20 protein-coding genes and 1 pseudogene are annotated in these 18,810 nt (G+C 67.0%); 14 read left to right on the top strand and 7 right to left on the bottom strand.

Going from position 1 to position 18,810, the window contains the following annotated elements; translation table 11 throughout:
• The first annotated feature begins 205 nt into the window (after positions 1-205).
• The 3 genes and pseudogenes from ACFWU9_RS29640 to ACFWU9_RS29630 all read left to right on the top strand — a co-directional run.
• On the top strand, positions 206-817 hold the full coding sequence (locus ACFWU9_RS29640) for an HD domain-containing protein (RefSeq protein ID WP_384323827.1): 612 nt from the start codon (positions 206-208) through the stop codon (positions 815-817).
• A 279-nt stretch (positions 818-1,096) separates the two neighbouring features.
• Positions 1,097-2,512 carry an FAD-binding oxidoreductase gene (locus ACFWU9_RS29635; RefSeq protein WP_384323825.1) on the top strand — a complete coding sequence of 472 codons (1,416 nt, stop codon included), beginning with the start codon at positions 1,097-1,099 and terminating at the stop codon, positions 2,510-2,512.
• Positions 2,513-2,951: 439 nt separating this feature from the next.
• Positions 2,952-3,290 (top strand): annotated as a pseudogene (locus ACFWU9_RS29630) (NAD(P)/FAD-dependent oxidoreductase); the annotation flags it as partial.
• 176 nt (positions 3,291-3,466) lie between these two features.
• On the opposite strand, the gene ACFWU9_RS29625 reads toward ACFWU9_RS29630, so the two are convergent.
• Both ACFWU9_RS29625 and ACFWU9_RS29620 read right to left on the bottom strand, forming a co-directional pair.
• Positions 3,467-4,186: a cation transporter gene (locus ACFWU9_RS29625; RefSeq protein WP_384323823.1), complete on the bottom strand. Its 720-nt coding sequence runs from the start codon at positions 4,184-4,186 to the stop codon at positions 3,467-3,469.
• Between the two features lies 1 nt (position 4,187).
• A complete protein-coding gene (locus tag ACFWU9_RS29620) occupies positions 4,188-4,523 on the bottom strand; it encodes an ArsR/SmtB family transcription factor (protein ID WP_384323821.1) in 336 nt (111 codons plus the stop codon).
• A 144-nt stretch (positions 4,524-4,667) separates the two neighbouring features.
• Between ACFWU9_RS29620 and ACFWU9_RS29615 the strand changes: the two genes are divergently transcribed.
• From ACFWU9_RS29615 to ACFWU9_RS29605, 3 genes are all read left to right on the top strand, one after another.
• A complete protein-coding gene (locus tag ACFWU9_RS29615) occupies positions 4,668-5,450 on the top strand; it encodes a MerR family transcriptional regulator (RefSeq protein ID WP_384323819.1) in 783 nt (260 codons plus the stop codon).
• A 49-nt stretch (positions 5,451-5,499) separates the two neighbouring features.
• Positions 5,500-5,835 (top strand): YnfA family protein, encoded by a 336-nt coding sequence (locus ACFWU9_RS29610; protein WP_384323817.1) that lies wholly within the window; start codon positions 5,500-5,502, stop codon positions 5,833-5,835.
• A 69-nt stretch (positions 5,836-5,904) separates the two neighbouring features.
• Entirely contained in the window at positions 5,905-6,339 is a 435-nt protein-coding gene (locus tag ACFWU9_RS29605; RefSeq protein ID WP_384323815.1) for a hypothetical protein, read from the top strand.
• Here the strand turns inward: ACFWU9_RS29605 and ACFWU9_RS29600 are convergent.
• Positions 6,336-7,004 carry a winged helix-turn-helix transcriptional regulator gene (locus ACFWU9_RS29600; protein ID WP_384323813.1) on the bottom strand — a complete coding sequence of 223 codons (669 nt, stop codon included), beginning with the start codon at positions 7,002-7,004 and terminating at the stop codon, positions 6,336-6,338. The genes ACFWU9_RS29605 and ACFWU9_RS29600 overlap by 4 nt on opposite strands.
• 391 nt (positions 7,005-7,395) lie before the next feature.
• Between ACFWU9_RS29600 and ACFWU9_RS29595 the strand changes: the two genes are divergently transcribed.
• The 3 genes from ACFWU9_RS29595 (at position 7,396) to ACFWU9_RS29585 (ending at position 10,469) form a co-directional block, all read left to right on the top strand.
• Entirely contained in the window at positions 7,396-8,691 is a 1,296-nt protein-coding gene (locus ACFWU9_RS29595; protein WP_384323811.1) for an MFS transporter, read from the top strand.
• A gap of 32 nt (positions 8,692-8,723) precedes the next feature.
• A complete protein-coding gene (locus ACFWU9_RS29590) occupies positions 8,724-9,428 on the top strand; it encodes an SDR family oxidoreductase (RefSeq protein WP_384323809.1) in 705 nt (234 codons plus the stop codon).
• A gap of 192 nt (positions 9,429-9,620) precedes the next feature.
• Complete coding sequence (locus tag ACFWU9_RS29585) at positions 9,621-10,469, top strand: alpha/beta fold hydrolase (protein WP_384323807.1); 849 nt, start codon at positions 9,621-9,623, stop codon at positions 10,467-10,469.
• Between the two features lie 126 nt (positions 10,470-10,595).
• On the opposite strand, the gene ACFWU9_RS29580 is transcribed toward ACFWU9_RS29585, so the two are convergent.
• Positions 10,596-11,354 carry an SDR family NAD(P)-dependent oxidoreductase gene (locus ACFWU9_RS29580; RefSeq protein ID WP_384323861.1) on the bottom strand — a complete coding sequence of 253 codons (759 nt, stop codon included), beginning with the start codon at positions 11,352-11,354 and terminating at the stop codon, positions 10,596-10,598.
• A gap of 57 nt (positions 11,355-11,411) precedes the next feature.
• Between ACFWU9_RS29580 and ACFWU9_RS29575 the strand changes: the two genes are divergently transcribed.
• Positions 11,412-11,765: an ArsR/SmtB family transcription factor gene (locus ACFWU9_RS29575; RefSeq protein ID WP_384323805.1), complete on the top strand. Its 354-nt coding sequence runs from the start codon at positions 11,412-11,414 to the stop codon at positions 11,763-11,765.
• An 89-nt stretch (positions 11,766-11,854) separates the two neighbouring features.
• Here ACFWU9_RS29575 and ACFWU9_RS29570 read toward each other — a convergent pair whose 3' ends face one another.
• A complete protein-coding gene (locus ACFWU9_RS29570; protein WP_384323804.1) occupies positions 11,855-12,574 on the bottom strand; it encodes a hypothetical protein in 720 nt (239 codons plus the stop codon).
• Positions 12,575-13,026: 452 nt separating this feature from the next.
• On the opposite strand from ACFWU9_RS29570, the gene ACFWU9_RS29565 reads away from it, so the two are divergent.
• The 3 genes from ACFWU9_RS29565 to ACFWU9_RS29555 all read left to right on the top strand — a co-directional run bounded on the left by ACFWU9_RS29565 (position 13,027) and on the right by ACFWU9_RS29555 (position 16,012).
• The gene (locus ACFWU9_RS29565) at positions 13,027-13,911 is read left to right on the top strand and encodes a haloalkane dehalogenase (RefSeq protein ID WP_384323802.1); all 885 of its coding nucleotides are present in this window, start codon (positions 13,027-13,029) and stop codon (positions 13,909-13,911) included.
• Between the two features lie 86 nt (positions 13,912-13,997).
• Positions 13,998-14,960, top strand: coding sequence for an SDR family NAD(P)-dependent oxidoreductase (locus ACFWU9_RS29560; RefSeq protein ID WP_384323800.1), 963 nt, complete (start codon positions 13,998-14,000; stop codon positions 14,958-14,960).
• Between the two features lie 203 nt (positions 14,961-15,163).
• A complete protein-coding gene (locus tag ACFWU9_RS29555; RefSeq protein ID WP_384323798.1) occupies positions 15,164-16,012 on the top strand; it encodes an NmrA family NAD(P)-binding protein in 849 nt (282 codons plus the stop codon).
• A gap of 246 nt (positions 16,013-16,258) precedes the next feature.
• Here ACFWU9_RS29555 and ACFWU9_RS29550 read toward each other — a convergent pair whose 3' ends face one another.
• Together ACFWU9_RS29550 and ACFWU9_RS29545 are read right to left on the bottom strand one after the other, a co-directional pair.
• Positions 16,259-16,777, bottom strand: a complete 519-nt coding sequence (locus ACFWU9_RS29550) for a winged helix-turn-helix transcriptional regulator (RefSeq protein ID WP_384323796.1) — start codon at positions 16,775-16,777, stop codon at positions 16,259-16,261.
• A 131-nt stretch (positions 16,778-16,908) separates the two neighbouring features.
• Positions 16,909-17,259 (bottom strand): VOC family protein, encoded by a 351-nt coding sequence (locus ACFWU9_RS29545; RefSeq protein WP_384323794.1) that lies wholly within the window; start codon positions 17,257-17,259, stop codon positions 16,909-16,911.
• A 1,073-nt stretch (positions 17,260-18,332) separates the two neighbouring features.
• Between ACFWU9_RS29545 and ACFWU9_RS29540 the strand changes: the two genes are divergently transcribed.
• Positions 18,333-18,734: a hypothetical protein gene (locus ACFWU9_RS29540; protein ID WP_384323792.1), complete on the top strand. Its 402-nt coding sequence runs from the start codon at positions 18,333-18,335 to the stop codon at positions 18,732-18,734.
• Positions 18,735-18,810: the final 76 nt, after the last annotated feature.

The raw sequence follows: 18,810 nt of genomic DNA, 5'->3' as shown, positions 1-18,810 counted from the left end.
CGGATTCAAGGGATACAGGTCCAGATGAAGGTGGTAACAACGACGGGGCTGCGGCAGGGTGGAGTGGAGAGGAAAACGGACAGTCGTGTCTCGATGGGTTATCGACTGACGGCACGCTGCGAACAGCGGTCGCCTCGCAGATATCACGTGTCTGGCGCAAGGCCGTCATTCACGTCACCCACGGCTCAGCCGAAGGAAAGCGCTCATGACCCGAACGACCCTCAACGAACTCGTGGTCCCCGACACCGCAGCGTCGGCCGCCGCCCGGGAGGTGGCATCGGCGTACCTGTCGCCTGCACTGTTCAACCATTCCCTGCGCTCCTACGTATGGGCAGCCGCCCGCGGCACCGCGCGCGGTATCCCTTTCGACCCGGAACTGCTGTACGTGGCAGCGATGCTCCACGACCTCGGCCTGATGACGGCCTTCGACAGCCACACTCTCGCGTTCGAGGAAGCAGGCGGCCACGTGGCGAGCGTGTTCGCGGCGGGGGCCGGATGGACGACGCAACGCCGTGAACGCCTCTCGGACGTGATCATCCGGCACATGCAGCTGGACGTCGACGAGTCCACCGACCCCGAGGGCCACCTGCTGGCCCAGTCCACCGCCACGGACGTAGTCGGCGCGAACCTGGACGACTTCGACAGCGATTTCCGCCGCGACGTGATCACCCGCTATCCACGCCTCGACTTCACAGCGGACTTTCTCGCCTGCTTCCGGGAACAGGCTGCGCGCAAACCGGCCAGCTCTGCGGCCGGCGCGCTGAGCGCCGGCCTTGGCACCCTCATGGCAGACAACCCCTTGGACACCCGTCCCTAGGGACACAGCGTCCTCAATGCGGGACCGGGGAACATGCCCGGTCCCGCACGACCGGCGGGCATGCCCGCCACCAGGGACACCCCCATGCACCGAACCGGCGCACGCTGCCGCACGTGAGGCGGTCCGCACAGCTTTGGGGCTACTCGCAGCCCGCTCTCCGCAGATGAAGGCAGCCACCACTGCGGCCTGTCCGCACCCCTGCCGCCGGACTCAGTCTCGACCCGCCCAATGAGGACCGCACGTTTTCGGAATACTCACACTCGCAATAGGCTAGATGTCATGACTTTCAATGATTCGGCCCTGCCGCTGATGCTGCCGGAGGACGCCGTGCCTCTCCGGGCTGCGGTGGCGGGGCCGGTTCTGCTGCCGGGCGACGAGGGATACGACGATGAGCGCGCCGTCTTCAACCTGGCTCACGATCTGGCTCCCGCGGTGATCGTGGTGGTGGAGAGCGCGGCCGATGTCCAGGCTGCGGTCACGTTCGCGGCGGGGCAGCACCGCCCGGTTCTGATCAAGACCACCGGCCACCAGATGGTCGGCCCGGCACACGGCGCCGTCTTGATCGCGACCCACCGGATGAACGATGTGACCATCGACGCGATCGGCCGTACGGCCCGGATCGGCGCGGGGGCGCTGTGGGCCGAGGTCGTCAAAAAAGCGGCCGAGGCCGGGCTGGCTCCGCTGAACGGGTCGAATCCAACGGTGGGAGTCTCCGGATACACCCTGGGCGGCGGTCTCAGCCCGACCCTCGGCCGCTCCCAGGGATATGCCGCCGACCATGTGCGCTCGCTGGACGTGGTGACCGCCGACGGCGAGTTCCGGCACGTTGACGCGGGGTCCGAACCCGAGCTCTTCTGGGCGCTGCGCGGCGGCAAAGGCAACTTCGGAGCGGTCACCGCGCTGGAGTTCGATCTGTTCCCGGTGTCCCGCCTCTACGGAGGCGGGATCTACTTCCCCGGGGAGCGGATGGCGGACGTGCTGCGCGCCTGGACCGCCTGGCACCCGGGTACGCCGGAGACCATGACCTCTTCGTTCGCCGTACTGCAGCTCCGAGATCTGCCCCAACTGCCCGAGCCCCTCCGCGAGTCCCCGCACGAGGAGTTCGTCGCGCACGTGCGGATCGCCTACAACGGCACAGCCGCCGACGGCGAGCGGATGACCGCACCGCTGCGGGCGGCGGCTCCAGCGCTCCTGGACACCGTTGCCGACATCCCCTACACGAAGGTCGCTTCGATCCACAACGAGCCGACTGAACCGGTGCACTACTACGAACGGAGCATCATGTTGCGGGAGTTCCCCGCGGAGGCATTGGACAAGCTCGTCGAACTCGCCGGCCCGGACTCTGAAAGCACCCCGACCGTGGTCGAACTGCGTGCCCTGGGCGGGGCGTGGGACCGGGAGCCCTCAGTGCCCAACGCCGTGGCCACCAGGGGCCTGCCGTACGTCCTGCTGTGCGTCGCGGGCGGTCGGGTATCGGAAGAGCCGCAGCTCAAGGAGTCGGTAGGGGCGGTGCTCGACGGTATGGAACCCTGGCGGGCCGACCGGCGGCTGGTGAACAACCTTGCGCCGGACGAGGCGACCCACGCCGCCTCGATCTACGGATCAGAGCGCTACAAACGCCTGGCGGGCGTTAAGAAGATCTACGACCCTGCCAACATCTTCCGGATCAACCACAACGTGGCACCGGCCGCCTGACCAGATAATGGACACCGGCTCCTGACACGTTCGTGGTGGTGCATGAGTGGCTGCGTGGGGGTCTGTGTCACAGAAGCGGAAAGCGCAGCGCATGACGCCGGCGCGGGGAAGCGGGCGCGGTCGGCGGTGCGGGCGAAGATCAGCAACATCGACCGGTACTTCGTGTTCCTGGAGCAGGGGTTCGCTGGGGAGATCGCCCGGTTGTTCGGCGCGGTGGTGGAGTCGCCGGTCGATCTGTTCAACCGGCCACGGCACCGTAGGAGCTCCGGGCTCAGGGTGCCGCCCTCGCAGCGCGCGATGGAGGAGTTCCTCGCCCGCTGGCGGGACGCGCTGGGGCAGGCGGGAAAGGCGGCGGTGGCATGCCGTGACTACGTCATGTCGAAGATGGCGTACGTGTCCGGGGCGAGCTGCGGCCGAGCTGTGCGGGGTCAAGCCGACAGACGTGCACTGGGGCGGCGTCGTTCTGCGGGACGTCTTCACCGGCGGAACCCGCGAACTCCCGGTCACCGGACTGTTCATCGCGATCGGCTATGACCCGCGCACCGAACCCTTCCAGGGCCAGCTCGGCCTGGACACCTCCGGCTACCTCAAGGACGCCTGACCCTCGACGCGCACGAACTTTCCCGGAGTATTCGGCGCCGGTGATGTCGTCGACCACACCTACTGCCAGGCCATCACCGCCGTCGGCAGCGCCTCAGCAGTACTCGACGCCGAGGGCTACCTCGCCAACCTCACCCCGGTGCGCACCGGCGAGCGCGAACCTACCCTCACATTCTGACGCGGGAAATGACGGCCCAGAGCAGCGAAATGGCAGCGACCGTGCCGCCCTGACGCAGTGTGTGGTCCGCAAGGGTGAGCTGGCGAATGGCCTCCTCGTAGAAGCGGACCGTGGCACGCAAACCGGCGCCGCCCGGGGACCACGCGGCCTGCGTGATTCCGGGGCGGGGCGCGCGTTCAGCAGCAGACGCACCCGGGGCGGTAGCCGCACGCGTCGGGTTCCACGGCAGGCGTGCCCGCAGCGGGGCGGACCGAGGGTGCGCAGCAGCTTTTGCCCTGCCAGGCGTCGCGGCCTTCCCTGACCGCGATGGCGGCGATGGCCAGGGCGGCGATGGGGTCGGCCCAGGACCAGCCGAGGGTGGCGTTGAGGACCAGGCCCACCAGCAGGACAGCGGACAGGTAGGTGCACAGCAGCGTCTGTTTGGAGTCCGCGACGGCGGAGGCGGAGCCGAGTTCGCGCCCGGCGCGGCGCTGGGCGGCGGACAGGAACGGCATGATCGCCAGCGACAGGGCGGCGATGACGATGCCGGGGATGGAACGGTCGGCCTCGCCGCTGCCGGCCAGCGTCCGCGCCGCGTCGAAGGTGACGTATGCGGCGAGTACGAAGAACGACACCGCGATGATCCGCAGCGTGGTCTTCTCCCTCGCGTCGTGCACCGCGTGGTCGCGGGCGGAGAACTGCCAGGCGACCGCAGTAGCCGAGGAGACCTCGATGACCGAGTCGAGGCCGAAGCCGATCAGCGCGGTCGACGAGGCGATCGTGCCGGCGGTGATCGCGACGACGGCCTCGATGACGTTGTAGGTGATCGTGGCCGCGACCAGCAGGCGTACGCGCCGGGCGAGGATGTCTCGCCTGACCGGGGAGGGGCCGAGGGAGATCGGTGTCTCGGCGGCCATCTCAGCGGCACCCCTTGTCGTCCGCGTCCGCACACGTCTTGTCGGCTTCCACCGCGACCACGGCGGCACGCAGATCGTCCAGAGCGTGGCCGAGTCGTTCGTCGGCGAGCTCGTAGCGGGTACGCCTGCCTTCGGGCACGGGGACGACCAGGCCGCAGTCACGCAGACAGGCCAGATGATTGGAGAGACGGGTAAGGGAGATTTCCACCAGGTCGGCGAGATCGGCGGGGTACGCCAGGGCTTGGCGGAGAGCGAGCAGAATACGGCAGCGGATCGGATCGGCGAGCGCGTGGCCGAAACGGGCCAGCATCTCGATGTCGGAGGCAACGGTCAGCACACCCGGACAGTACGGAATATCCTGAAATCACAAAGCCTGTACATGCGTGGCTCGCCTGGAAAGCGACGACCCCCTGGGGAACTCGGGCGCCCGAGAACAGTCGACTTGACCTTTAAGTGGGGTCGAAGGTTTACCGTCGGCGGCGTGAGGACCTACCGCATCTCCCAGCTTGCCGAGCGCTCGGGTGTACCGGCGACCACACTGCGCTTCTACGAGGGCGCCGGACTCCTGCCCGCCGACCGGACCCCGGCCGGCTACCGGGTGTATGGCGAGAGCGCGGTCGAGCGCCTCGCGTTCATCGGCGCGGCCAAATGCCTCGGGCTGCCACTGGAGGAAATCGGCGAGCTGCTCGCGGTGCGGGAGGCCGGCGCTTGCAGGGATGTGAGAGCTGACCTGCGTCCGCGGCTCGCCGGCCGCGTGGCCGAGGCCGAATCCCGCGCCGCCGAACTGGCCGCGTTCACCGCCTCCCTGTACACGGCCCTGGAGCACCTTGACGCGCTGCCCGAGCGCGCGAGCCCGTGTGATCCGGAGTGCGGCTTCCTCGCTCCGGCGGCTCCGGCTCCTGGCGGTAGGGGGCTGGCGGACGTGGTACCCACGCCCCGCCGACAGGCCGCCGAAACAGAAGCGGAGGCGTGGCGCGCGGCGCCTGTGGTCTGCTCGCTGACCGGTGACGGACTACGTGAGCGGACCGTGCAGTGGCGGGAGGCGGTCGACGGCGCACTGCGGACAGCGGTGCCCGAGGGGCTGCGGCTGACGCTGCCCGTGGATCGGACCGCGCGGGTGGCGGAGCTGGCCGCGGCCGAGCAGCGGTGCTGCCCGTTCTTCGACTTCCGGCTCCATATCGACGGCCCGCACCTGCACCTTGACGTCCGCGCACCGGCCGACGGGGCCGATGTGCTCACCGACCTGTTCGGTCCGCCAGCCTGAACGCGCCCGATCGCCCCTTCTCTCTCCAACTGTCAAGAGGATCTCCGCCGTGCTTGTCGCCCGTTCCCTCGCTCTGTTCGCTGTCGCCGCCGTGTTCGAGATCGGGGGCGCCTGGCTGGTCTGGCAGGGTATCCGCGAGCACAAAGGATGGATCTGGATCGGAGCCGGCGTCATCGCTCTCGGTCTCTACGGGGTGGTCGCCACCTTCCAGAACGACGACAACTTCGGCCGGATCCTCGCCGCGTACGGCGGCATCTTCGTCGCCGGGTCAATCGCGTGGGGCATCGTTGCTGACGGCTACCGCCCCGACCGCTACGACATCATCGGCGCCGCGGTGTCCCTGGCCGGGATGGCCGTCATCATGTACGCCCGACGCGGCCACTGAACGGGTCGCCCCCGGAGGAAGGCTCGCCTCCCGGGCGAGGTCGTGTTGCGGAGCGCGGCAAGGCCAGTCGTGGCGAGCCAGTTTGACGGCCGAGACGAGCAGGATCACCGCCAGAGCTGGGATGAGGACCAGGTCCGGGAACACGCCGAGGAGGAGTCCGCCCAGTACCGCGCCGACGGTGGAGCCTGCGGCCGTGATCAGCGTGAAGCAGAGATTGGCGCCGAGGACGGCGAAGCTGCCGTCGCGGCTGTAGCGGGCGAAGGCCACGAGCATGGTCGGCAGCGAGACCAGGAGGGAGAGGCTGCCTGCGGTTTTGATGTCCTCGCCGAACAGCAGCACGATCGTGGGATCAGCAGCTCGCCTCTGGCCAACCGTGCTGCGGTCGCTCCAGCGGTCCCTCCGACCGCCCGCGCGGACCCCGGCCAGCAAGCCGCCGCCCATCCGATGCGGGCAGGCACTGTCCGCATCGGTATGGGCGTAGCCAAGTCCAGCCGTTTGATTTAGGACGCCCTGCGGAGCGGGGTGGCATAGCGTTCGCCCCACACTCTCAGGGCGCCGAGGACGGGCTTGAGGTCTCTTCCGGCGGTGGTGAGCACGTATTCGTCGCGCGGTGGGCGCTCGGAGTACTGACGCCGTTCTATGAGACCGGCTGTTTCGAGTTTGCGCAGACGCAGCGTGAGGGTTTCGCGGGGTGCGCCGGTGTTTGTCTGGATGTCTTTGAACCGGTGGACGCCGAAGCTGATCTCCCGAAGCGCGTGAAGAGTCCAGCGCTCACACACGATGTCGAGCGCGTCGCTGATGAAGCAGACGCGGGGCTCGCTCAAAGTTCCGTCCACGGGCGTGACGTAGCGTTCACCCCATTCCCGCAGAGCGGCGAGGACGGGGCTGAGGTCGGTGCTGGCGGGGGTGAGTACGTATTCGTCGCGCGGCGGGCGCTCCGAGTACCGACGCCGTTCCACGAGGCCGTTCTCCCTGAGTTTGCGCAGACGCACAGACAGCGTCTCGTCGGGTGCGCCGGTGTTGGCCTGGATGTCCTTGAACCGGTGGACGCCGAAGCCGATCTCCCGAAGCACGTGCAGAGTCCAGCGCTCACAGAGGATGTCGAGCGCGTCGGCGATGGAGCAGACGCGGGGCGCTCCAAGATTCGTCGGTTCGCTTATCTGACTCACTCCGTCACGGTAACGCATACCGCCGACGTACCAGGAAAACGGGACCGGCATCGGCTCCGGACGACCACGCGGTCCGCCGTCCGGCCCGGTGGCCAAGCCGCCTGGCGCGGTGTTGCCCCGAGCAGCGCGGTCATGAGTTCGCTTTTCTGAGTGGCTCTGCTAGCGTGACAGCACGGCAACTCCGGTAATCGAACCGACGTGCGGACCGGGAGCCGCCTGGAGTGCTCTCGTATTGGCGGGGCGCTCGCGCCCGACTCCAAGGGGTCGCCGTGCACGAACATCTTCGGCAACGGCGCCGAGCGCATCTGACCGCGAGGCAGGTGTGCAGCCGCAAGTAGTCGGTTCGTTTTTCTGAGTTATTAGGTTGTGTCGAGCGCGAGAGATGATTTCGATGACCGAAGTAAGCAAAGGGCTGGCGGACGCGAATACCGCCGTCCCGGCAGCACACGAACGCCGAGGGCCTGGACGGTATCTGCCCCGTTCCGTCGGCTTCGTCGGAATCACCGCGGCGATGGTGATGATCCTCGTCGCGGCTGGTGCGCCGACGCCGCTGTTCCCGATGTACGAGAGGGAGTGGGGCTTCCCTTCGTGGATGCTGACGCTCGCGTTCGGTGTCTACGCGATCGCTCTTCTGGTCGCCATCCTCGTGATCGGATCGCTCTCCGACCACATCGGTCGCCGTCCCCTCGTGATCGGAGCTCTCGCGATCGACCTGGTGGCGATGGTGGTTTTTCTCAACGCCTCCTCAATCGGCTGGCTGATCGTGGCCCGGATCATCCAGGGCATTGCCACCGGAGCCGCTTCGAGCGCGATGAGTGCCGCGGTGGTGGAACTCGCTCCTGATCGCCACAAGAAGCTGGGCGCGCTGATGACCAGCATGGCTCCGTTGGCGGGTCTGGGCATAGGAGCACTGTTCGCCGGCATACTCGCCCAGTTCGTCTCCGACCCGGCATCCGCGGTGTGGCTCGTCCTGGTCGTGGTGATGGTTCTCGGAACTCTTTTCGCCGTGTTCATACCTGAGACGTCCACTCGCAAGCCCGGGGCGCTGGCGTCGCTGACACCTCGGATCTCGGTGCCGTCACAGGTACGCGCGCTGTACTTCACCAGCATCCCCGGGGTGGTCGGCGCCTTCATGACCATGACGTTGTTCCTGGGGCTGGTCCCCGTAGTGCTCGGCGCCGTGTTCGCCACGGCCAGCCCGGCCCTGGGAGGGCTGGCCGCGTTCGTGGCCTTCGGCGCGGGGACGGTCCTTACCGCCGCCACGGGGCGCGTGCGCCCCCATCTGCTCAGGATCATCGGCAACAGCACCATGACGATCGGCGCGGTCATCTTCGTCGGGAGCGTCGCGGCCGAGTGGCTTCCGCTTCTCTGGGCCGCCGCTGTGCTCAGCGGGATCGGGATCGGTGCCACGTTCGCCGGCTCCGTCAGGGGCCTGGTGCCCGAAGTGGAAGCCCATGAGCGCGCGGGGCTGTTCGCTGCGATCTACCTGACCGCCTACCTCGCGATGGGTCTTTCCGCCATCGTCGCCGGACTCGTCGTGGACTCCGTCGGGGTCACCTCGATGATCGTCACCTTCGGGATCGTCCTGGCGGTCATCTCCCTGACCGGAGTTGTCGTCAGCACCGGGCTCCCAGGACGCCGGAAGGCCGCACCGGCGCACAGGGCCACACACATCACACCTTCGTGACACACGTTTCCTCACAAGAGGGAAGGAAGACCATGACATCACTGCAGGATGCGACGGTTCTGGTCACGGGCGCCAACGGAGGTCTCGGCTCCGGGTTCGTGACCGCCGCCCTCGACCGGGGCGCCCGCCGGGTCTACGCGACCGCTCGATCCCCGAAGCAGTGGAACGACGAGCGGATCAGGCCGCTCCAGCTCGACGTGACCGACCCCGCGTCGATCGAACGGGCAGCAGAGCTCGCGTCCGACACGACGATCCTGGTGAACAACGCGGCGATCTTTCCCCGCGGCGACCTGCTCACCGCACCGTTCGACGACATCACCACGACCATAGACACCAATCTGATCGGCCCCATTCGCCTCACACGCGCTCTCGCACCTTCACTCCGCGCGGCGAACGGCGCCCTCGTCAAAGTTGCTTCCGTACTCAGCTGGCTTGCGGTCGGAAAGGCGCACAGCGTGTCGAAGGCGGGACTGTGGTCCGCGACGAACGCCTTCCGGCTTGAGTTCGCGCCCGAGGGGGTTCAGGTACTCGGAGCCTTCCCCGGTCCCACCGACACCCCCATGCAGGCCGGCGCGGACCGGGACTCCTTCAACAAGGTGGCTGATGTCGTCGCCTCGATCTTCGACGCGCTCGTAGCCGGAGAGGACGAGGTCCTCGTCGACAAGATGACAGAGCGTGTGCATGCTGCCCTGTCGCAGCCGCTCACCGCGCTGTACCCGAGCCTCGGCTCACGATGAGAGGCACGCCCCGTCGGGGACGAGACCGCTCTGCGGCCCGACGGGGCGTCACCGTGAACCCATCGGCTTGCCGAAGGGTCGCGACCATGCCTGAAGGTGATCGGGCGCGCGCCAGCCACGGTGCGCCGCTGTGCTGCCCCGAACGCGCAACGCGATGACGCGTTGCCGATAGTCGATAGAAGGAGACCCGTTGTGAACTCAGAGCCGAACATTGTTATGCGTCCACAGGTAAGGACCATCGGCGGCTTGTCTGTTCGTTTCGCGGAGAGCGGGAAGCGGAGGGGTACCCAGCCGGATGCAGTCCTGCTGAGTCCTTGGCCGGAGAGTCTGTTTGCTTTCAACCCGATATGGAACCGGCTGGCGGAGCATGCCCATCTCCTGGCCATAGATCTGCCCGGGTTCGGTCGGTCCGAGCGCCGGGACGAGCTGCTGTCTCCGCGGGCGATGGGTGAATTCATCATCAGTGTTGCAGACGCCTTCGGCCTGGAGAATCCACACCTCGTCGGTCCCGACATCGGGACCTCGGCGTCACTCTTCGCCGCTGCCTCGCAGCCGGGTCGCCTGCGCAGCTTGGTCGTGGGGAGCGGTGGAGCCGCGGTTCCGCTCAGACTGGAATCGGTGCTGAAGGAATGGGTCGAAGCCCCGGATCTGGAGCCCTACCGAGGCATCGACGGTCGTCACATCGTGGGAGCCGCGATGGAGTTCACCGAGGGCTACTCCATGCCGGCGGAGATTCGTGAGGACTACCTGGCGTCCTACGAGGGTGAGAGGTTCGCGGAGTCCATGCGGTACGTGCGTAGGTATCCGCAGGAGTTGCCGATCCTCGGTGAGCTGCTTCCGTCGATCCAGACGCCCGTGCGGATCATCTCCGGCAGCAAGGACGTCGTGGTACCTGCGGAGAACCCGGAGTTCCTGCAAGCCAGGCTTCCGCGGAGTCGAAGCGACTTCATCGATGTGGGTCACTTCGTCTGGGAGGAAGCCCCCGACGGGTACGCGGCACTGATCACGGAGTGGTGGGGCGGGGAGTACAGAGCGGTCTGAGGCCGACCGGCAGCCCTTGGTCGGAAGCCTTGCACGTTAGCCGTCAGCCGTCAGGCGTCAGTGTCCCTGCGCGTCGGCGAACGTCGGGCTGCCGGGCCGTCGGGTTCTGGGCGGGATCCCGAATTGTCAGGTCAGTTCCAGTCCTCCGTCGACGGTGAGGACCTGGCCGGTGAGCCAGGTGGTGTCCGGGTCGGCCAAGCGTACTATCCAGGCGGCGACTTCGGCAGGTTCGCCTCGGCGGCCGAGGGGAACGCGGGCAGCTTCGTCCCGCTTGATCCCTTCGATCACTTCCTCGGGCAGCCCGGCCGCGACCAGGGCCTGGCTCTCGGTCGGTCCCGGTGCCAGGGCGTTGACGCGGACGCCGTCGGCGGCAAGTTCCAACGCCCAGCTACGGGTGAGCTGTTCGAGGGCGGCCTTCGACGCGGCGTAGTGCGCGCCGCCCGGCAGCGGCCGGTGGCCGTAGGTGCTGGAGACGTTGATGATCGTTCCACCGCTGTCGCGCAGGTGAGGCAGGGCGGCCCGGGCGAGGAGGCTGGGTGCGGTCACGTTGAGGGCGAACAGTGTGGTGATTCCTTCTGCGGTTGTATCGGCCAGCGGCATCACCTTCGTGGCGCCGGCGTTGTTGACCAGCACGTCCAGCTGTCCCCACCGGTCCACAGCGGCGTGGACCACATCCTGGGGCGCGGTGGGAGTGGTCAGGTCCGCAGGATGGATCACGACGTCCGGGAGTCCGGCGGCCGTCTCCTTCAGAGCGTCCGTGCGGCGGCCGACGATCATCACTTTTGCGCCCGCCTGGGCGAAGGATCGCGCGGTCGCGCGGCCGATACCGGATCCGGCGCCAGTGACGATGACGACGCGACCCGTGAGGTCAGTGGAGAGTTGCATGAGATCGTCCTTAAAGTTCGATGTTCGTGAAACATCGAACAAAGTAGCATGGTCACTATGAGACAGGCGCCGCATCCCGATCCGGACCAGATCAGCCTTGTCGCCCTGATGGGCGCGTTCAGCGACCCGATACGGGTGGGGCTCGTGCGTGTCCTGGCCGACGGCCGAGAGCGTGGCTGGGGGGAGTTGGACGCACCGGTGGCCAAGTCCACCCTCAGCCACCACCTGCGCGTCCTGCGCGACGCCGGCGTCACTCGTACCCGCATGGAGGGCACTCGCTGCTTCGTCACGCTGCGCCGGGGCGACCTGGACTCACGGTTCCCCGGGCTCATCGGCGCCGTGCTCCACGCGGCCGATCGTGACGACATCGGCGCCTATGTCGGCCTCAGTTCGACCTCACCGACGGCCTGACCTGCGGGGATCTTGCTAGCACCCAGGGGTGGCGAGGGCTCCCCCGGGTAGCCCGACCCGTGCACCGCCCTTTTGGCGCGGCGAGCGGTTCAGGAGAGGGTCACCGACCGGACGTCGAGGGAGACGATGCGCGGTTCGTCTGGTGCTGTCGTGTCGTCGTCGTTGCGGCGCACGACCCATCGGCGGGTGGGGAAGCTGATCCCGCCGAAGGTCTGGTGATCCGCTGTGTAGTGGGCCGTGGGGATCCCGCCGAAGATGTCGGCGTTGTAGTCGTGTCGGCGCAGCAGGAGGTCGTCGGCACCGAAGTAGAAGGTCTGTACGGAGTTGTGGGTGGCCACGTAGTCGGGGAACTCGACGCGGAGCCTTCGCCAGGTCTCCCCGTTCTCCTGCCACGGTTCCATCTCGGCGGCCCGGAAACCGTCCCAGGCGAACAGGAACGGGATGCTCCAGTAGTTCCAGAACGCGTAGCCGGCGAAGTACGCCGTCTGCAGCTCGTCCCAGAGTGCGCCCTCGGGATGGTTTTCGAACGCGCGCCGGGGTTCATCCCGGTCGGCGAGCACGTTGCCGTCAGGGCCGACGACCTCGACGCGGTGGGGCGCGAAGAGACCGCGGTGGCCCGGCGTACCGAACGGCTCCAGAGAAGCGCGCTGGGATCGCGTGTCGACCGTGGCGACGATGTGAGTGAGGAAATCCTCGCGAGGCCACGGAAGTACCCCTCCGGCTGAGGCTGTGACGCGTAGTTGCGCCATTTCTCTCCATCGGTCGAGACCGCCATGGGCCTTCTGTACGAGGCCGAGCAGATCTGTCATTTCGCTTTCCTTTCGAGTTGCAACCCGGGCCGGTGGTCCTGCCGGATTCGATGCGGCAGCTGTCAATGCCGTCGTTAACGGGCGCTAGGGCAAGTGGATGGTGCCGATGGGCCGGCCTGTCCGGCCATCGATCCCGAGGGATCAATGCGTCGTCACGCGACACCTGACGTGAGGTCCCGACGGCAATGCCGCGATGGGCGAGAGCTGTTGACGGTGAGCTACCTGCAGGGTCATCGCTCCCGGCGGTGCCCCGGTGTGCGGCGGCCGACTTGACTTCTGCAACGTAACAGGGAAGGCTGACTTTATCAAAGTTTAGCCAGGATGGCCGTGTGGGCCAGAGGCATGGGGCGGACTTCTGGGGCGACCGGCGCCGCAGTCTTTGCCTCGCCCCGCCCCAACGGCACCGCCGTCGTCCGGTGCGTTTGCAACCGACATCTCAGGGATTGACTTCAATGACAGACAGCTGGAAGCAGCGCAAGTCGTACGCCGATGTCCTCGGACATCGAATGGCATACATCGACGAGGGCGAAGGCGCACCCATCGTCTTGCTGCACGGAAACCCGACGTCTTCCTATGTGTGGCGCGACGTCATTCCCGCACTGGAGGGCCTGGGGCGCATCATTGCTCCCGACTTGATCGGTATGGGCGACTCGGAGAAGCTCGGTGCTGACGATCCGACCCGCTACACCCTCGTCCGCCACCGTGATTTTCTCGATGCACTGCTCGAAAAACTCGGCGTGACGGAGAACGTCACTCTGGTGGTTCACGACTGGGGCAGCGCCCTGGGGTTCGACTGGGCCCGGCGCCAGCCAGGAGCAGTTCGGGGGATCGCCTACATGGAGGCGATCGTCGCACCTCTGTATTCGTGGGATCACTGGCCCGAGGTCTCACGGGAGCTGTTCCAGGCGTTCCGTACGGATCAAGGTGAGGACCTGGTCCTGGAGAACAACGCCTTCGTCGAGATGGTGCTTCCCGCCGGAATCATCCGCAGCCTCACAGAAGAAGAGATGGCCGAGTACCGGCGCCCTTACCTGGACAAGGGAGAAGGCCGGCTGCCCACGCTAACCTGGCCGCGGCAGATTCCCGCCGAAGGTGACCCGGCGGACGTCTGGCGGATCGTCGAGGAATACGGGGAGTGGCTCGCGAAAGCGCAGGGGATTCCCAAGCTCTTCGTGAACGCGGAGCCGGGAGCGGTCCTTCTTGACCGACAGCGTGCCTTCTGCCGGACCTGGCCGGATCAGACGGAAATCACCGTTCCCGGGATCCACTTCGTGCAGGAGGACTCCGGCGCCCAGATAGGTGAGGCCGTCGCCGGCTGGCTTTCCCGCCTCACCTGACCGGCATGCTCATGGGCCTGCCGCAGTCCGAATTCCGCACAACACGCCGTCCTTGACGGCGACCAGATCTGAAAGTGCCTGCAGACATGAAATCCATCACCACATCTTTTGGCGCACGTGCCACCGCGACGGAGGTTCTGGCCGGAGTCGACCTGACCGGCCGTCGCGTGATCGTGACCGGAGGGGCGTCAGGGCTGGGGACGGAGACGGTCCGCTCGCTTGCCGGAGCCGGCGCACGTGTCACGATCGCCACCCGTAACCCCGACCTGGCGAAGCCGATCCTCGAAGAGTTTCCCCGCACGGATGTCGCGGCGGTCGATCTCACCGACCTGGACTCGGTACGCGCCTTCTGTGAGGCATGGGAGGGGCCGGTGGACGCTGTCGTCGCCAACGCGGGAATAATGATGCTTCCCGAGCGGCAGGTCAGCGCCGTGGGCTGGGAGATGCAGCTGGCCACCAACTACCTGGGCCATTTCGCGCTGGTCAGGGGGTTGCATGAGGCCCTCCGGGCCGCCGGTCGTGCGCGCGTGGTCGTCGTCAGCTCGGGGGCGCAACTGCTGACGGTCTTCGACTTCGACGATCCGCAGTTCGAGCGGCGTCCGTACGATCCCCTTCTTGCGTATGCCCAGTCGAAGGCCGCTGCCGTTCTCCTTGCCGCGGGCATCACCCGCCGATGGGCGGGGGACGGAATCAGCGCTAACGCGTGTGCTCCAGGGCTGATCCATACGAATCTGGCGCGTCATCTGAATTCGGCCACACCGCAGGCTCTCGGCTCGCAGGACGCCGACGGCAACCTGATCACACCGGACCACTTCAAGACGCCCGAACAAGGCGCTGCCGTCAGCGTTCTTCTGGCCGCGTCACCGCTCCTCGAAGGCGTAACGGGGCGTTACTTCGAGGACAACCAGGAAGCCAAGGTCGTCGAGGGGGGCTTCGAGTTCATGGCCGGTGGTCCCCAGGCGATGGCCAACGCGGTGGCCCGGTGGTCCGTGGACCCCGCAGCCGCAGACCGACTCTGGGACTTCGCGGCCTCGGCTCTCGACAGATAACTCCGCGGCAGCAGGTACGAGTCGGCTCTGTGAAGGGCGGGAGAAGGCGCTCTGGCTCGCCCCTCACAGAGCCGCAAGGCAACAGCGGGTCGTCGACGTAGTCGGTGAACTCGCGCACCCCATCGGCGGCGATCGCGCCGTCCCCTGAAGAACGTGCCCCGACCGGATCGGGCTGTGCGTCCGTATACACAGTGGAGTTACCCATGTCTGCTTCGACGGGCACCACGACAGTCCTCGTCACGGGAGCGACAAGCGACACCGGACGGGCCACAGTCCGGGAATCCCTTGCTCTCGGACTCCACGTCAGAACCCTTGTGCACTGCATCGACGCACGCTCCCAGGACCTCGCCGACCAGGGAGCCGAAGTCATCGTTGGGGACTTCCACGACATCAACACCCTCCGCCCCGCGATGGAGGGCGGGGTGGACGCGGTGTACCTCTGCTACCCCGTTCAGCCGGGACTCCTCCAGGCGACCGTCAACTTCGCCCAGGCCGCGAAGGAGACAGGTCTCAAGGCCGTCCTCAATTGTTCTCAGAGGTCCGCGAACCGAGAGGCCACCAGCCCGTCCAGCCGCGACACCTTCGTCGCCGAACAGGTACTCAACTGGTCCGGCCTGAGCGTCATCCACCTCCGGCCGACCATGTTCCTGGAGTGGCTCACGTACCCGTGGGTGCTGCCCCACCTGCGGAAGGGCATCCTGTGGATGCCGGTCGGCAAGGGCACCAGTTCACCGGTCGCCGCGGAGGACCAGGGACGTGCCATCGCCGCACTTCTCCTGAACCCCGAGGAACACATCGGCGCAACCATCAATCTCTCCGGGCCCGCCGAGATGGACCAGGAGACGATGGCGGCCGAATTCTCCGACGCCCTGGGCAGGAGGATCGTCTTCGAGAACCCGCCCGTGGAGGAGTATGCCGACTACCTCACCAAAGCGGGCGTCCCCCCCCCTTCGGCGTCGTGCACATCCGCGGCACCATGCTGGACTACCGGATCGGCCGCCTCTCAGGCGCCGACAACAACATCGAGAAGCTCACCGGCCGACGATCGATGACCGTCGGTGAATACGCCCGGACACACGCTCAGCTCCTGAACGGCCCCCACAGCTGAACCGACCCCATCGCCTCGGCATGCCCACCGGGTCTCGGACAGGTCCCAGATGCCGGCCGTGGCCGCGCCGCAGTGGTACAGAGCGCGGTTGCGGCTCGGCATTCCCGCCGATCCGCTCGCGAGGGTTTCCCGGATGCGGATCAGTCGCGGATCCGGCGTAAGCGGCGTTGACCAACAACACGGGACGGGATCAGCTCTTCTCCTTCTGCCGGGCATGGGTCTCGCTCAAACTCACTTCATGACCCGCCGCGCACCGCAGAACGGACTCGACGGGCTCGCCGCAATCAGCGTGAAACAGGTCCACCAGGCCGCTTCCCTCACCCAGCCCATCGCCCCAGGTCATCAGTGCGACCATGATGGGGAACACTGAGCGCCCTCGGTCGGTGAGCACGTACTCGTGGCGCGTACGGGCACCGGGCTCACGGTACGGCCGCTGAACAAGCAGCCCGTCCTCCACCAGGGCCTTGAGCCGCTTGGCGGCGATGGCATCGCTGAGCCCGGTCCGCTGGGTGAGCTCATCGAAGCGCCGAATGCCGAGGAAAGTCTCCCGCAGGAGAATCATGGCCGAGCGCGTTCCAACCATTTCCAGCGCCCGTTCGATCGAGCACCTCATTCCCTCTGTCGCCCAATCGTCACGGTCGACGAAGTTGCCGACCGGGGTAATCACCCGAGAGTCAGCACTTCCGGCGGTCCCTCTCTCTGATTGCATGATTTCAACCCTACACTGGCCTTTGTTTCGTATAGTCAGCCTGCCGGCTACCGATCTTGCTTCGACATCGACTACAGCGAGGCCCCGTGACCGGCCGAGAATCCTTCGGACGGCCACGGGGCAGGCGGTGTCTACCTGGCAATCAGGTCGAACTCGTTCCCCTCCGGGTCGGCGAGCGTCGCGTAGTGGATACCGGCATTGATCTCGTTCAGCTTGGTGGCGCCCAGTCCGGTCAGCCGTCGCACCTCGGCGTCGAAATCGTCGGTGGCGAGGTCGAAGTGCATCCGGTTCTTGACTGTCTTGTCCTCGGGGACCTGACGGAATCCGATCTGGGATCCCGGGATCTCCGGGTCGGCTGCGACGGTCGCGCCGGTCGTGTCAGCGCCGTCGGCAACAGTCCTGCCCAGGGCTTCGGCCCAGAAGGTCGCGACTGCTTTGGCGTCGTGGGCGTCGAAGGTAATGGCAAACACTGAGATGGACATGAGGGTCTGCTCTCTTTCAACTGTGAGGTACGGGCGGCCGATACAGCGCGGATAGCGTCCCGCTGCATGGAGTTCGTGCTGGGAAGCAGTACCGCGGCGGACTGCGGGCGGAACCCGTGGTCATGGACTTCGTCATATCCGGGCGGCCCGGTCGATGCATGCCGGCCATCGGGGACTTGCGCGTCGGTTGAGCGGCCCCAGACAGGCCCCTGCCGCGAGCAGCTCGACGATCGCCACCGTCCACCAGCCGTGCACGAACAGCCTGTGTGCCGCGCTGTCGGACCAGGGGCGGCGTCCCGACGATCGCGAGGACGACGCTGACGCCGGGTACGTACCCGAACTGACGCGTCATGTCGATGACGCCGCTACCGGTCGAGGTCCGGTGGGCCGCAAGGCCCGCTGTGGCTGTCGCCAGCAGCGTCGGGAGACGGCCGGGGCGACGAGGGCGAGGATCCCGACCGGGAGGTTCGCGAGGAACACCCACCGCCGGCCGGCGGTGATGAGCAGGGATCCCGGCACCGGCCCGACAGCTGCGATGACCCCGGCCACCGCGCACCAGATCGCGTAGCCACTGGGCACCCAGCTCACGTCGCCGATCGACAGAACTGTGGAAATCGCGCGCGGACTGCGCGTGACCGCCTGATCGGCGGCTCGCGGAGGGGCAGCGACACCCTGACTTTCATCCAGCATAGTCAGGTATGCCAGTGGCTGACTTCACAATGAGCAAGTCAGATGTTTCGTTGACACCGAAAAAGATGAGAGTCACCTACCGGCCACGACCTGCCTGCTTCGGAGTCGGGAGCGACCGAGCCCGAGAATCGATTCGCCATCAGACGTGCTGCTCAACCGCCTACCGCTACATATCCCTTCACGGAGGAACCCCGTGCATGCCTGCACACCGGAACTCGCGCGCGGCTTTCTGAACATCCGGCCGTCACCGCCGATCCAGGACCCGCTTCAGTCCGGACTGCATTGGCTGCCTACTCCGACCAGACCCGCCCTCTTGTATGTGCCCGCCAGGCTCCGGCCATGGGCGGCGCCTCTGCTGGTCGCCTTTCACGGACGCGCGGGCAATGCATGCCCTTGGGGCGGTGCAGTGCGAGGCCGTGGGCGATGTCGTCGGCGCCCAGCAGCACGCCGAGGTTCACCCCCGTTTCGAGGTTGTCGGAGTCAGCGATCTCGATGACCAAGGCGTCCTGGGTCTCGCCGGGGACTTCGGCGAGGTCGATGCCGCCCTGGTGGAGCGCGTGTTGCAGCGTGTCGGCGGCGTCCTCGGCGCGGATGTAGGCTGCGGTGAGCAGGTCGCGTCCACCGTGCCGGCGGGCAGGTGGAGCACCACGTTGTCCTCTTCGTCGGTGTCCGCGGTGGCCTCGATCCCCGCGTTCTTCAGCCACTCCGTGGCCTCGCCGGCGTCCAGGAAGTGGAGGAAGGGCAGCCAGCTGCTGCCCAGCAGCACGACACGCAGCGTGGACTGATCATCCGTCATGTCCACATGGGCTGTGATCCGCGCCCGGTCGAGCGACTGCTGCATGCGCTCTTGCGGCGAGGTGT

The organism is Streptomyces sp. NPDC058653, assembly GCF_042716895.1.
Classification (GTDB): domain Bacteria; phylum Actinomycetota; class Actinomycetes; order Streptomycetales; family Streptomycetaceae; genus Streptomyces.
The sequence above is the reverse complement of the archived record's forward strand: the minus strand, read 5'-3'. Positions and strand labels throughout refer to the sequence as shown.